Origin of the sequence: Burkholderia metallica (assembly GCF_001718555.1) — a bacterium.
In the GTDB taxonomy this organism is placed as follows: domain Bacteria; phylum Pseudomonadota; class Gammaproteobacteria; order Burkholderiales; family Burkholderiaceae; genus Burkholderia; species Burkholderia metallica.
In genome coordinates this window covers 1750134-1762023 of sequence record NZ_CP013401.1, presented here as the reverse complement: position 1 = coordinate 1762023, position 11890 = coordinate 1750134, and the positions used below count along the sequence as shown (strand labels likewise).

Here is an 11890-nt window from a genome sequence, read left to right as displayed (position 1 = left end):
GGAAGAAACGACGGCGCAGCGATGCGCCGCCGGTGCGGTCCGGCGCGGCATCGCGGCCGCGCCGGACCGGGTCCTGCCCGGTTCCGGTCAGGGCGCCGGGTTCGGCTGCAGTTCGTGCAGCGCGTCGATCTCGGCGAGGATCTCGTCGGACAGCTTCACGTCGACGCTGCCGATGTTCTCCTTCAACTGCTCGAGCGACGTCGCGCCGACCAGGTTGCTGCGCGTGAAGGGCCGGCTGTTGACGAACGCCAGCGCAAGCTGCGCGGGCGACATCCCGTGACGCCGCGCGAGCGCCACGTAGCGCGACGTCGCCTCGACCGCCTGCGGCTTGCTGTAACGCTGGAAGCGCTCGAACAGCGTGATGCGAGCGCCGGCCGGACGCGCGCCGTTCTCGTACTTGCCGGACAGCCAGCCGAACGCGAGCGGCGAATAGGCGAGCAGGCCGACGCCGTCGCGATGCGTGAATTCCGACAGGCCGTTTTCGAACGTGCGGTTCAGCAGGCTGTACGGGTTCTGGATGCTCGCGATGCGCGGCAGCCCGAGCGTCTCGGCCGCGCGCAGGAACTGCGCGACGCCCCACGGCGTTTCGTTCGACACGCCGATCGCGCGCACCTTGCCGGCCTTCACGAATTCCGCGAGCACGCCGAGGGTTTCCTCGATCGGCACCGTATAGGCGTCGTCGACCCACGGATACGCAGGACGGCCGAACGTCGTCGTACTGCGGTCGGGCCAGTGCAGCTGGTAGAGATCGACGTAGTCGGTCTGCAGGCGCTTGAGGCTGCCGTCGAGCGCTTCGGTCAGGTTCTTGCGGTCGAACTGGTTGCCTTCGCCGCGAATGTGACGCGGATTGTGCGGCTGCCGCGCCGGCCCCGCGATTTTCGTCGCGAGCACGATGCGCTCGCGCTGCGCGCGATGCTGCGCGAGCCACGTGCCGATGTACTGCTCGGTGCGGCCCTGCGTGTCGGGCTTCGGCGGCACCGGATACATCTCCGCGGCGTCGATCAGCGTCACGCCCTGCGCGATCGCGTAGTCGATCTGCTCGTGCGCGTCGCGCTCCGAATTCTGCTCGCCCCACGTCATCGTGCCGAGGCCGATCAGGCTGACCTCGATGCCCGAATCGCCGAGTGTGCGGTATTCCATGCTGTTCCTGTCGCGTCGGTGGAAAGCAGGAACGCTATCACATTGAAGCGACTGCTTCAGACGGGCGCCGCGTACGCTTACAGGCGGCCTTCGGCGCCGGGAACGCGGCGCACGGGCGTGCCCGGACGATCGCGTCGCCGCCCGCCGTTACTGCGGCCGCTGGATGAAACAGGTTGCCGACGCATGCGCGACGATCTTGTCGTCCGGCGTCTTCAGCGTGCCCTCGGCCACGCCCAGCGAACGCGACAGATGAATCACACGCCCTTCCGCCACCAGGTCGACGTCACGCGGTACGGGCCGCAGCATCTTCACATGCAGGTCGACCGTGCCGTAGCCGACGCCCGCGTCGAGCATCGAATGCACCGCGCACCCGGTGACCGAATCGAGCACCGTCGCGGCGAATCCGCCGTGTACGCCGCCGAGCGGATTCAGGTGCCGGCCGTCCGCCCGCGCCGAAAACTTCACGTAACCGAGCTCGACGTCGAGCGGACGCATCGGAATCGTCTCGGAAATCGACGCGAGCGGTGCATCGCCCGATACCGCTGCGCGCAGTAGATCGAGACCAGACAGGGAAAGCGGGTTCATCGGGTTGTCTCCGGGGTGAAAGCGCGTCCGTGCGCTTGTAAGTTCCAAATTGGAACTGATTATTGACAACGAGGACGGCCGTTGTCAATGCAGCAGGCGCCATTGCAACCGAAGGCGGGTTCTATAATCGAACCCACTACTCTGCCGAACCACTGCGAGAGACTCGACGATGAAATGGGATGACATCGGCACGCTGAACTGTTCGATCGCGCGCACGCTTGCCGTGCTCGGCGACCGCTGGACCATGTTGATCCTCCGCAATGCATTCCTCGGCTGCCGCCGCTTCGACGCGTTCCAGACCCAGCTCGGCCTGACGCGCCATGTGCTGGCCGAACGGCTCGCGCGGCTCGTCGATGAAGGCGTGCTGGCCAAGCACGCGTACCAGGAACGTCCGCCGCGTTTCGAATACCGGCTGACGGACAAGGGCCTCGACCTCTATCCGACCCTGCTTGCGCTGACGGCGTGGGGCGACCGCTGGAAAGATGACGGCCAGGGGCCACCGGTGCAGTTGCGCCACCGTACCTGCGGCCATCTGATGCATGCGGTCACCGTGTGCTCGGCATGCGGCGAACCGCTCGACGCACGCGACGTGCTGCCGGAGCGTGGCCCGGGATGGATCGCGGCGGACGCGGCAAGAACGCCTGCGAACGAGGATTGACGCAGCGTCGTGCCTCCATGAATGAGCGCTTGACGCACACGGATCGTCAGTCGCGCTCGCGCTGCCGTCGCGGGCCGCATCGAGTCCGTCCGGCTGAACTCGCGCATCGCTTGCGCGCTGCTATTGCACCCCCACCACACGCACGATCGTGCGCTGCCATCGCCTCCACCTGCTGACGAAGCCGATCGCGTACGCCGACCTCGCGCAACGCAACTTTGCGTCACCGCTCCCGCCTTCGCCGGTCATCGCGATGCGTCTCCCGTCTCATCCGCACGTGACCGCACCGCAGCGTGTGCGTTACACTCACGGCCCGCTGTCTCGAAATTGTTCGCTGTCCAAGATGTTGTCGCGCAATCGCCTCGCCGCTGCCTGTCTCGCCGCTTCCCTGCTCGCCACACCGTTCGCCGCCTTCGGCAAGACGCAAAGCGAATCGCTGCTCCAGCAGGCGATCGACTTCGTCGCGCAATGGCTGCCGGCCCCCACTCACGAAGCCCCCGCGACACAGGTCGTGGAATCGGCGTTTTCGCCGGACGGCGGCGCCGAAGCGCTCGTGCTCAAAGCGATCGGCACCGCACGCAGCTCGATCCGTGTCGCCGCCTATTCGTTCACGTCGCCGCCCGTCACGCGCGCACTGCTCGCCGCCAAGCGGCGCGGCGTGAATGTCGCGGTGGTCGTCGACGACAAGGGCAACCGCGCGAAGAGCAGCAAGCAGGCGCTGAACCTGCTCGTCAATGCCGGGATCCCCACGCGCACCATCGACACCTATGCGATCCATCACGACAAGTACCTCGTGATCGACGCCGAACACGTCGAAACGGGTTCGTTCAACTACAGTGCGTCGGCGGCCAGCCGCAACTCCGAGAACGTCGTCGTGGTGTGGAACAACCCGCAACTCGCGTCGCGCTACCTCACGCACTGGCAAAGCCGCTTCGACCAGGGCGCGCCGTACCGCTCCAGCTACTGACGTACGCCGCGCGGCACCCGCGCCCGGGTTCGATCCGCCGTGATACGGATGATCGGCGAGCGCGGCGCGACGTTCAATTCGGCCGAATGGCCAGTGCGGCGCGCTCCTGCGCTCAACGGATTTCGGGCGCCCGTCCGGTCGCGACACCGGCCTGCGTCGTCGGCGCGCATCGATTCGCATGGCCGTCCACGCCGCTCGCCGAAGCGGTCGACAAGTCGCGGGCGCCGCCCGGCAGCACGTTGCCCACACACACGACGCCGAATGCCAGCGTGGTCTGAACCATCGGATAAAGGAGATACAGCGCAAACGCGAGGTAGCCCGCGTACAGGATTCGAACCATGGTGTGATGAAGGACGATGAACGATTGGACTCGTCCTGTTTACGGCATTGCGCCGGGGCAGCTTGAGGCATCGCGCATCCGATTGCGCATCGCGACGAAACGCGCGCCCATGGCACCCGCTTCTCACCGCTTCTGCATCGATCCACGTCGCGCCGAAACGGCACGTGCCCGGATTCGCGACGTAGCGATCCGCCGGACAATGCGCGATACTGTCCGGCATCCGATCCCATGACCGGCTTCGCAGCCGGGACAACGACAAGGCCCATGCAAATCGCACCGAAACCGGCCAACGAGGCGGCCCGGCTCGATACGCTTCATTCGCTCTCGATCCTCGACACGCCGCCCGAGGAGCGCTTCGACCGCCTGACGCGTCTTGCACGCAGGCTGTTCGACGTACCGATCGCACTCGTCAGTCTCGTCGACGACGATCGACAGTGGTTCAAGAGCCATGCGGGGCTCGACGTCGCGCAAACGTCGCGCGACGTATCGTTTTGCGCGCATGCATTGCTCGCGGGCAATACGATGGTGATCCAGGATGCGCTGAACGACAACCGCTTCCACGACAACCCGCTCGTCACCGGCGCGCCCGGCATCCGGTTCTACGCGGGCCGGCCGATCACGGCACCGAACGGCGCGCCCATCGGCACGCTGTGCCTGATCGACACGCGGCCGCGCTCGCTCGAACCCGACGAACTCGCGCTGCTCGGCGATCTCGCCCACATGACCGAGCGCGAGATCGCCGCCCTGCATTTCGCGACCACCGACGAACTCACCCAGCTGACGAACCGGCGCGGCTTCGAAATTCTCGCCCGCCACGTGCTGAGCCTGTGCGATCGCGTCGACCGTCACGCGGTACTGCTGTTCTTCGACCTGAACGAATTCAAGTCGATCAACGACCGCTTCGGCCATGCCGAAGGCGACCACGCGCTCAAGGCATTCGCCGAAACGCTGACGGGCGCGCTGCGCGATAGCGACGTGATCGCCCGGCTGGGCGGCGACGAGTTCGTCGTGCTGCTGAGCAACACCGATCCGACCAGCGTCGCCGAGCCGGTCGAGCGCGTGACGCAGGCGCTCGCGCGGCGCAATGCGGCCGACGCACGCGGCTACGACATCCGGTTCAGCGTCGGGTACGTCGACTACGATCCCGCGCACCCTCGCGACGTGACCGACCTGCTCGCAACGGCCGATCAGCGGATGTACGAGCACAAGCAGCGCGGCAAGGCGGCCGGCGCGTAAGCACTGGCCACGCGCGCGCCTGCAGCCGCCCTGCCGGTACAGCCACGGTTGCGCGGCTGCGTCAGCTTCCGCACGGTGGCGCGCTGGCCATCGCCTCGGCAATCTGCTCGGGCGTCAGGTCGCGCTGATGCGTCGCGAGCGACCAGCGATGGCCGAACGGATCCTCGACCTGCCCGTAGCGATCGCCCCAGAACATGTCGGCGGCCGGCATCGTGACCGTCGCGCCGGCCGCGACCGCTTTCGCGATCGCCGCGTCGGTATCCGGCACGTACAGGTGCAGGCAGACCGGCGTGCCTTTCAGTGCCTTCGGCCCGAGCGCGCCGTGCTCGGGCATTTCATCCACCAGCATCAGTGTCGAATCGCCAATCACGAGGCATGCGTGCGCGAGCCGGCCGTCGGGCATCGCCAGGCGAAACTGTTCGCTTGCATTGAACGCACGCTTGTAGAAATCGATGGCTGCCGTTGCGTCGGCGCAGATCAGGTGCGGCGTCAGCGTGCGCATCCCTTCCGGGATCGGTTTGACGGATGTGGACATGGGTGTCGCTCCTTCGGTCGGTGGTCGTATCGGAATCGGGACGGACGCGCGATGCGCACGCCTCCGATGCTACGACGGACGACCCCGGCCGAAATCGACACGACGCCCGACATTTGTTTGTTTCTCGTGTATCGGGGGCGCGGCTCCCGCCTCGCGCGTCATCGGCCCGTTCGGTCGACTTCGCTGTCCGGCGTGCCGAATTGCCGCCGGCATGCCTCCAGCAAGCCGGCCACCGCGTCGAGCGGCAGCCCCTCGAACCGGGCGATCGGCAGCATCACGCCGCCCGGCACGCGGGTGCGCGATGAATGCATCGAGAACTGGTAGCCGATGTAACGATTTCCGGCCACGCTGACGATCCGGAATTCGGTGACGTCGCGCCATCGCGTGACGGGTTGTTCGCGTACGGCCCCGGTCAGCTTGAAGCCCGTCTCGTCGACGTGCAGCGCCATCCTGCGCCGCGACGACACGAAGAAGGCCACCCCCGCCAGCGCCAGCAACGCCGCGAGTGCCGCCACCGGCCATAGCGCCGGAGCAGCGGCGTAAATGCACAGCATCGCCGCAGCCAGCACCGCGCACGCGATCGCCCTGCGTTTCAGGCTCCGGCTGTCGACCGCCAGCGTCACCGGCAACCGGCCGGCGACCGTCCCCGCGACGGGATCGATGTGCCAGCCGGATTCGGTGGTTTCGCGTTCGTCGTCCATCGTCCGATCGTTCATTGCGACGGCGGCCGGGCCGTCGAAGCCGGACACCCTATGTGCGCGCCGGGACGGAACGCTTGCCGACGGGGATCGGGCACGATCGACGAAGGTACGCATCGCCGCACGGCAACGGCGATACGCGTGCGCCATCGCGTAACGCGCAGCGTGCGATCGACATCGGCATCGATCATTTCAGTTGCACACCTTGACGGTGCCGTTGGTCGTGCATTGACCGATGGTCCAGTGGCTCTGCCCGGCCAGATGCGGCGCCAGGCCGACGCCGCGGATCGGCGCGGCCGGCGACGATGCCGGCACGGCCGCGGCTGTGGACGCGGTGTCGGGCGACGGCAACGAAGGGGGCCCGGACGCGGTCTGGCACGCCGACAGTGCCAGACAAAGAACGGATGCCAACGGGGCGATGAGCGGTCTGGACATGATCTCGTACGCGTTTGCGATATTCGCTTCCGGTAACGGTTCGCCGAAACCGCGTGACCCGTCGGACCGTTCGAGGCAACCGGCAATGCAGCAGGATGATCGCCCCATACTACTCCTCGCGATCGACGTCGTGCGATCGGCCATTCGGCCGGATGCCGCCATCCCTGCGGCGGCCGCTCGCGCTCGCCCTCGCATGCCGCACCGGTCAGATTTGCGGCAGGTCGCGCAGCGTGCGCGACTCGTTCGTTGCATCGATGTCGAGTTCGATGCCTTCCGACGCATCGCGATACAGCACGCGCTTCAACTTGGGCCCGATCGCGGTGGTCTCCGATGCCGAGAAGACCGCGCGGACATCGCTGCCGGACGCGAGCGCGCGCGCCACGTCCGCCACCGGCGCCTCGCTCGGCGTCGCCGCCCACGACCGGTCGGCCGGATTCACGGCCGCCCACCGCACGTGCGTCACGCGCGCGCTGAGCAGATCGATTCGTACGCCATTCACCGCAAACATCGACATCGGCATCTCCTTGGAATGATTTTGCGGCCGGCCGCACCGATGCACGGTCACGGGCGGCCCCAGATCTCGCAGACGTTTCCCGCCGGGTCCGCCACGGAAATCGCGACCGTGCCGTCGCCGTAGTCCCACTCGTTCAGGACGGCGACGCGGCACGATTCGAGCCGCGCGACGGCTTCCGACACATGCGCCACTTCGATCGCCAGCGCGATACCGTGGCCGGTCGGACGAAACTCCGGGTACGGAAACGCGCCGCCGCTGCCCGTGTGAACGGTCAGCGTCACGCCGCTCACGACAAAGCGATGCCACGGATTTCCCGCCGCCGACACGCCTTCGGCATGCACCGGCAGCGCAAGCGCCGAACGGTAGAAATCCACCACGGCCCGAAAGCGATCGGCCTCGACCGGCACCAGGATGCCCAGGCTCGCGATCATGTGCGCTTCTCCGGTCAACGCGATTTTCGATGATACATTGGGACGCTTTACAACCGTCAACAGACAATCGTGAACGGGAGAAACACATGACCGACGCCTGGGGAACCTTCCCTGCCAGAATGGGCGACCATCAGGCTTTCATCAGCTTCAATCACGCCTTTGCGGACATCGCGGAAGGCGATCCGCGCACGTCGCTGCTCAGCGTGCGCGTCCCCTTCGCGCATCCGACGGCGGAAGGCCTGCCGACCGGCGACGAATTCACCGACCTCGCGACGATCGAGGATCTGCTCGACGCCACGATCGCCGCGAAAGGAGGTGTGCAGGTTGGCCGCATCACCGTCGACGGCCATCGGGACTTTCTTTTTTACGTGCCGTTCGACGAAGAAGCGGCGGCGGAGATCGTCGACGCACTGGCCGATCAGACGACCTACGCATTGCAGTACGCGCATCAGGACGATCGGGACAAGGAAGCGTACTGGCAAACGCTCTACCCGACCGACGACGACTGGCAGATCATGCGCGACATGCGCGTACTCGATGAATTGCGAAAGAAAGGCGACGCCGGCGACGTCAGCCGGCGCGTGATGCATTGGGCGTACTTCCCCGATCCGAGCGACGCGCATCAGTTCGCGGACTGGGCCGAAGCGAAAGGCTATCCGGTCGAATCGGTTGCACCGACCGAGGACGGCAAGTCGGCCGTACGGTTTTCGCACGAAGGCACCATGGCGCTGGCCGACATCACGCGCCATACGGTCGCGATCAATCGCGAGGCACGTTCGTTCGGAGGGACCTACGACGGATGGGAAACCAGCGTCGAACAGGCGCGCTGAACGGGTCGACGTGCCCGTCGGGTACGACGTGAAGCAATGCATTCCGCGCAAAAAATATCCCGGCGGCATTGCGGCGCGCCGCCGGGAACAAGGCATCGCCGGCCGAAGCCGGCGATGGGCCTGAGGGTTCGCTCAGGCACGAGGAAAGCGATCGGCGATTCGTGCGGATCAGGCGAGCGCATGCCGGGGCGCGCAACCGGTGCGATTGCGCTGCCCGCCGAACGCCTGTCCGGTTCCGTCGACGCAGCCTTCCCGCGTCGATCGGGCAAAAAGCCCCGCTCCTGCGCGAGCGAGCGGGGAAACGGTTGACCGGGCCGGGGAAGAACGGTCAACCGGTCAAATTGTGAGCGTGCGCCGCGCATCGGTCTGTGCGGCAACTCACCCTTTGGTGACAATACCGAGGCAACCAGCCTGCCCGCATGCCGCGCGGATCACGGCGCGGCCGAGCGAGAAATCCGCGGCCTGTGAGCTTCATCACGAAGACAAGCGACCAGCATCGCCCCGATCGACATCCCATCGTCGGCAGCCAAACGTAACGAGCATCGCGAACACGCGCACGGCCTTTCCCGAGATCTTCGTGTTTTGCGCGATGAACCCGTCAGCCAACGTGTTGATCGAATTGCGGTACGGCAATGCCAGCACAGCGCCGAGATGTCCGGCGCATATCGACGATGTCGTGATATGTCTCGCTATCCTTGTTAGCGAAAAATCGATCGAGTATTTGTTCGTACAGCACTGCACTATGACGTGTCAGCTCGTGAGCGACACTTTTTCATGTCCGGAATTTGATTTTGTTTTGATTCAAGTAAATATTTTCAGGCCCGGGCCGAGTTTCCGGTAAGTCGAGACGGATGTCAAAGCAGGATCATTCTATTTTTCCGGGCGGCACACTTCTCGATTCACTTTTCTGCGTCTATTTTTTCGAAACCGCGTTTCGCAGACACAAGAACTGGCGTCATGGCAACCGGGTTTCGTCATCGTGACGTTTAGTTGAAAAACCACTCCGCAATCATGTCGATCCAGTCGAGATCGTCGGCGATGTCCATGATGGTTTCGCCGACGATTTCGGTGGCCGATGAGGTCGACCCTGTCGACTCGGCTGACGCGGCCGATGCGCCTGCCGCCACCGCGCCGGCAGCGACCCCCTTCGCGTTCGCCATTTCGACGGAAGCACCCGATCTCGGATCGGCCAGCCGCTCGAGCCAGTCGACGATATGGGCACGTGCATCTTCTTCGTCGACGAAATCGTGCCGCTCGAGAAAGCGGTCGAATACGACCCATGCAGGCGTTTTGCTTCGCGAAGCGGATTCGAGATGCCAATCGACAACGGCTGTCCGACCGGATTCCCGGATTTCGAGCGTCGCGGTGAAACAGTAATCGCCGTACTCGATCTCAAGTTTTGACGACATGGTTTGCTCCGGTCAACCTGCCCTCTCTTTTTATGACGATCCGCGCGTGCCGGATGTCGCGACACAGTGTGAATCTTCGATGAAACGCGCGTGGCGCTTCCTTGCCGCGGGTAGTATCTCGATATTCTCGTCACCTGTCGATATCGATCACCGACACATGGCCGCATTCGATTTACCCCCCGTTCTCCCTGCGCTTTCGGTCGCGGTTCAGGTTCCGCTGCGAGTCGCTCGGGTTTGTTATTCCACGTATTGCTCCGCTTCGCCGCCGCAAACGCACTGCTAAACTCCGGCCAGGACGACCGCACGCAACACCAGAGGAAACAATGGCACTCGCCCGCGCACGACAAAATGGTGTAGAAGTCTGGATCGTCCAGCTTCCCGGGCACACCCCCTATGCCTATACGCACCTCAAGCGGGTATTCTCCGTCGACGATACTCGGCACCGCGTCGTGACGATCGATCTGAAAAAGCTGCTGGCATGTGCCGACCGCGACACGACGGACTACGTGCTGCCGTCCGTTCCGTACTGGGCACCCGGAAAAGCCGCGGGTATTCGCGAATTCCTCGATCCTGAACAGGGCAGGATTCCGGACATGCCGTACATCACGTTTCGCGAGACGAGAACGCGAACGCTGCTCGGCATCCCCGGCCTGTCGAAAGTCGGTGTCGCGTCGTTCCGCAACGGCCAGCACCGCGCGCGCTACCTTGCCCATGCAGGCGCCACGACGCTGCCCGTCGAGGTGCACGAGACGGAAGCAGATCTGCTCGTGCGGTACTGCGGCGCGTAACGCGGGTATACGTGCGGCGTTCGCCCGGCGATGGCCGCACCTGATGCGGCCGTTCGCGCGAAGGCCGCGTGGCCGCTATGCGTGGATCGTATAGATCCGGTCGGTGACCTCCGTCCGGCCAATGCGGCTCGTCTCGATATGCGCCAGTTGCCAGCCGTTGTGCTCATAGAAGCCGATCGCGCGCGCATTGTCCTCCAGCACCTTCAGATGGACCGTGTCCACGCCGAGCGTTCGCGCCCACGCGCGGACGGCTTCGATCATGCGCTTGCCCGTGCCGCTGCCGTGATGCGACGGATCGACGTGCAGGCAGTCGAGCAGCACGCCGAGCGCCGGATCGACGGGGCGCTCGGCACTGACGAAGCCCACGGGCTCACCGTTCAACTCGGCGATCAGCACGAGGCCCCACTCCTTTTCATTGCGATCGAGATATTGCCGCCATCGGGTCGCGTGTTCCGTCGGCACCTCGTCGGACAGGTAGGCCGCCGGCAGGATGTGGCTGTATGCTGTTTGCCAGCTCAGCGTGTGCAGGCGCGCGATATGGTGTGCATCGTGCGCTGTCGCGGCACGCAGCGTGGCTCGTGTTTCCGGCATCGGTGGTCATTCCTTGCGCTGGTCGCTTGATCGGGGACGTCTCGACGCAAACTATACCGCCGCGTTGCGGCATGCATCGCGCAACGCCGTCACACTCGAACGAGACGCTGCCGGCCCGCCCGGGAGCGATGAGAAACGGACCTGGGGAAATCAAACGATGCGACGTCTTTCAGGAACGATCGGCCTGCGCAACTCGTTGCCAGTGCAACGGGATACAGGCAAAAAAAAATCCCGACACCGTCATCGGTCGTCGGGATCGAACGGCCCTGCAAAGCATAAGGGCACGAGGAAGTGCATACCTTACGTCAATGAAAGACTGTGAAAGACCGTGACGCACTGTCGGTTCGCGCCAAGTCCCTGTTCCATTCCGCCATTCAGCCGATAAACGGCGGCCGCAAACGAAAAAAGCCTGCTCGCGCGGAACGCGAGCAGGCAAGAACACGGATCAGCATTCGAGGCACGAGGGCTGTCCATGAAAGATAACGGCACGGGGAACCCGAACCTTAGCCGGGAAAGGAAACTTCGCCACGTCACGTCGACCGGATGCGGCCATACCCTGTCGCGTCGCACATGCTTCGACTGAAACCGGCTGCACGGTGACGATCTCTCGTCGCGACCGACCCTGGTCTTCAGTCAATCGTTCCGGATTTATTCCGGCCGGCGAGTAATGGCTTACCAGGCCGTCCGATCGGACATGTATGGCAAACTTCGGCTCCGAATCGACGCAGTGCGCACT

15 protein-coding genes are annotated in these 11890 nt (G+C 64.9%); 5 read left to right on the top strand and 10 right to left on the bottom strand.

Annotation, left to right across the window (positions count from 1 at the left end; genetic code table 11):
- Window positions 1-87: 87 nt before the first annotated feature.
- Both WJ16_RS07950 and WJ16_RS07945 read right to left on the bottom strand, forming a co-directional pair.
- Window positions 88-1140: an NADP(H)-dependent aldo-keto reductase gene (locus tag WJ16_RS07950; RefSeq protein WP_069256588.1), complete on the bottom strand. Its 1053-nt coding sequence runs from the start codon at window positions 1138-1140 to the stop codon at window positions 88-90.
- A gap of 147 nt (window positions 1141-1287) precedes the next feature.
- Entirely contained in the window at window positions 1288-1725 is a 438-nt protein-coding gene (locus tag WJ16_RS07945) for a PaaI family thioesterase (RefSeq protein WP_034186970.1), read from the bottom strand.
- Between the two features lie 169 nt (window positions 1726-1894).
- Here WJ16_RS07945 and WJ16_RS07940 point away from each other — a divergent pair, with 169 nt between their 5' ends.
- Both WJ16_RS07940 and WJ16_RS07935 read left to right on the top strand, forming a co-directional pair.
- A complete protein-coding gene (locus WJ16_RS07940; RefSeq protein ID WP_069256587.1) occupies window positions 1895-2383 on the top strand; it encodes a winged helix-turn-helix transcriptional regulator in 489 nt (162 codons plus the stop codon).
- Between the two features lie 340 nt (window positions 2384-2723).
- Window positions 2724-3347, top strand: coding sequence for a phospholipase D family nuclease (locus tag WJ16_RS07935; RefSeq protein ID WP_069258000.1), 624 nt, complete (start codon window positions 2724-2726; stop codon window positions 3345-3347).
- Between the two features lie 112 nt (window positions 3348-3459).
- Here the strand turns inward: WJ16_RS07935 and WJ16_RS07930 are convergent, their stop codons facing one another.
- On the bottom strand, window positions 3460-3687 hold the full coding sequence (locus WJ16_RS07930; RefSeq protein WP_069256586.1) for a hypothetical protein: 228 nt from the start codon (window positions 3685-3687) through the stop codon (window positions 3460-3462).
- Window positions 3688-3951: 264 nt separating this feature from the next.
- On the opposite strand from WJ16_RS07930, the gene WJ16_RS07925 reads away from it, so the two are divergent.
- A complete protein-coding gene (locus tag WJ16_RS07925) occupies window positions 3952-4923 on the top strand; it encodes a sensor domain-containing diguanylate cyclase (protein WP_069256585.1) in 972 nt (323 codons plus the stop codon).
- Window positions 4924-4984: 61 nt separating this feature from the next.
- Here the strand turns inward: WJ16_RS07925 and WJ16_RS07920 are convergent, their stop codons facing one another.
- From WJ16_RS07920 to WJ16_RS07900, 5 genes are all read right to left on the bottom strand, one after another.
- Entirely contained in the window at window positions 4985-5458 is a 474-nt protein-coding gene (locus tag WJ16_RS07920; RefSeq protein WP_069256584.1) for a VOC family protein, read from the bottom strand.
- 158 nt (window positions 5459-5616) lie between these two features.
- Window positions 5617-6159 (bottom strand): aspartyl-tRNA synthetase, encoded by a 543-nt coding sequence (locus WJ16_RS07915; protein WP_069257999.1) that lies wholly within the window; start codon window positions 6157-6159, stop codon window positions 5617-5619.
- Window positions 6160-6348: 189 nt separating this feature from the next.
- Window positions 6349-6591 (bottom strand): hypothetical protein, encoded by a 243-nt coding sequence (locus tag WJ16_RS07910; RefSeq protein ID WP_069257998.1) that lies wholly within the window; start codon window positions 6589-6591, stop codon window positions 6349-6351.
- A 205-nt stretch (window positions 6592-6796) separates the two neighbouring features.
- Window positions 6797-7105, bottom strand: coding sequence for a phosphatidylserine/phosphatidylglycerophosphate/cardiolipin synthase (locus WJ16_RS07905; RefSeq protein ID WP_069257997.1), 309 nt, complete (start codon window positions 7103-7105; stop codon window positions 6797-6799).
- Between the two features lie 47 nt (window positions 7106-7152).
- Window positions 7153-7536: a VOC family protein gene (locus WJ16_RS07900; protein WP_069256583.1), complete on the bottom strand. Its 384-nt coding sequence runs from the start codon at window positions 7534-7536 to the stop codon at window positions 7153-7155.
- An 86-nt stretch (window positions 7537-7622) separates the two neighbouring features.
- Here WJ16_RS07900 and WJ16_RS07895 point away from each other — a divergent pair, with 86 nt between their 5' ends.
- Window positions 7623-8366, top strand: coding sequence for a DUF695 domain-containing protein (locus WJ16_RS07895; RefSeq protein ID WP_069256582.1), 744 nt, complete (start codon window positions 7623-7625; stop codon window positions 8364-8366).
- Window positions 8367-9352: 986 nt separating this feature from the next.
- On the opposite strand, the gene WJ16_RS07890 is transcribed toward WJ16_RS07895, so the two are convergent.
- Window positions 9353-9775: a hypothetical protein gene (locus tag WJ16_RS07890; RefSeq protein ID WP_069256581.1), complete on the bottom strand. Its 423-nt coding sequence runs from the start codon at window positions 9773-9775 to the stop codon at window positions 9353-9355.
- Window positions 9776-10098: 323 nt separating this feature from the next.
- Between WJ16_RS07890 and WJ16_RS07885 the strand changes: the two genes are divergently transcribed.
- Window positions 10099-10563 carry a plasmid fertility inhibition factor family protein gene (locus WJ16_RS07885; RefSeq protein WP_069256580.1) on the top strand — a complete coding sequence of 155 codons (465 nt, stop codon included), beginning with the start codon at window positions 10099-10101 and terminating at the stop codon, window positions 10561-10563.
- A 75-nt stretch (window positions 10564-10638) separates the two neighbouring features.
- Here the strand turns inward: WJ16_RS07885 and WJ16_RS07880 are convergent, their stop codons facing one another.
- Window positions 10639-11154 (bottom strand): GNAT family N-acetyltransferase, encoded by a 516-nt coding sequence (locus WJ16_RS07880; RefSeq protein WP_069256579.1) that lies wholly within the window; start codon window positions 11152-11154, stop codon window positions 10639-10641.
- Between the last annotated feature and the right edge of the window lie 736 nt (window positions 11155-11890).

Excerpts from the sequence above, each read along its gene's own strand:
- WJ16_RS07930 (WP_069256586.1), bottom strand. The coding sequence starts at position 3,687 with ATGGTTCGAATCCTGTACGCGGGCTACCTCGCGTTTGCGCTGTATCTC.
- WJ16_RS07890 (WP_069256581.1), bottom strand. The coding sequence starts at position 9,775 with ATGTCGTCAAAACTTGAGATCGAGTACGGCGATTACTGTTTCACCGCG.
- WJ16_RS07880 (WP_069256579.1), bottom strand. The coding sequence starts at position 11,154 with ATGCCGGAAACACGAGCCACGCTGCGTGCCGCGACAGCGCACGATGCA.
- WJ16_RS07905 (WP_069257997.1), bottom strand. The coding sequence starts at position 7,105 with ATGTCGATGTTTGCGGTGAATGGCGTACGAATCGATCTGCTCAGCGCG.
- WJ16_RS07945 (WP_034186970.1), bottom strand. The coding sequence starts at position 1,725 with ATGAACCCGCTTTCCCTGTCTGGTCTCGATCTACTGCGCGCAGCGGTA.
- WJ16_RS07920 (WP_069256584.1), bottom strand. The coding sequence starts at position 5,458 with ATGTCCACATCCGTCAAACCGATCCCGGAAGGGATGCGCACGCTGACG.
- WJ16_RS07895 (WP_069256582.1), top strand. The coding sequence starts at position 7,623 with ATGACCGACGCCTGGGGAACCTTCCCTGCCAGAATGGGCGACCATCAG.
- WJ16_RS07950 (WP_069256588.1), bottom strand. The coding sequence starts at position 1,140 with ATGGAATACCGCACACTCGGCGATTCGGGCATCGAGGTCAGCCTGATC.
- WJ16_RS07915 (WP_069257999.1), bottom strand. The coding sequence starts at position 6,159 with ATGGACGACGAACGCGAAACCACCGAATCCGGCTGGCACATCGATCCC.
- WJ16_RS07940 (WP_069256587.1), top strand. The coding sequence starts at position 1,895 with ATGAAATGGGATGACATCGGCACGCTGAACTGTTCGATCGCGCGCACG.
- WJ16_RS07900 (WP_069256583.1), bottom strand. The coding sequence starts at position 7,536 with ATGATCGCGAGCCTGGGCATCCTGGTGCCGGTCGAGGCCGATCGCTTT.
- WJ16_RS07910 (WP_069257998.1), bottom strand. The coding sequence starts at position 6,591 with ATGTCCAGACCGCTCATCGCCCCGTTGGCATCCGTTCTTTGTCTGGCA.
- WJ16_RS07885 (WP_069256580.1), top strand. The coding sequence starts at position 10,099 with ATGGCACTCGCCCGCGCACGACAAAATGGTGTAGAAGTCTGGATCGTC.
- WJ16_RS07925 (WP_069256585.1), top strand. The coding sequence starts at position 3,952 with ATGCAAATCGCACCGAAACCGGCCAACGAGGCGGCCCGGCTCGATACG.
- WJ16_RS07935 (WP_069258000.1), top strand. The coding sequence starts at position 2,724 with ATGTTGTCGCGCAATCGCCTCGCCGCTGCCTGTCTCGCCGCTTCCCTG.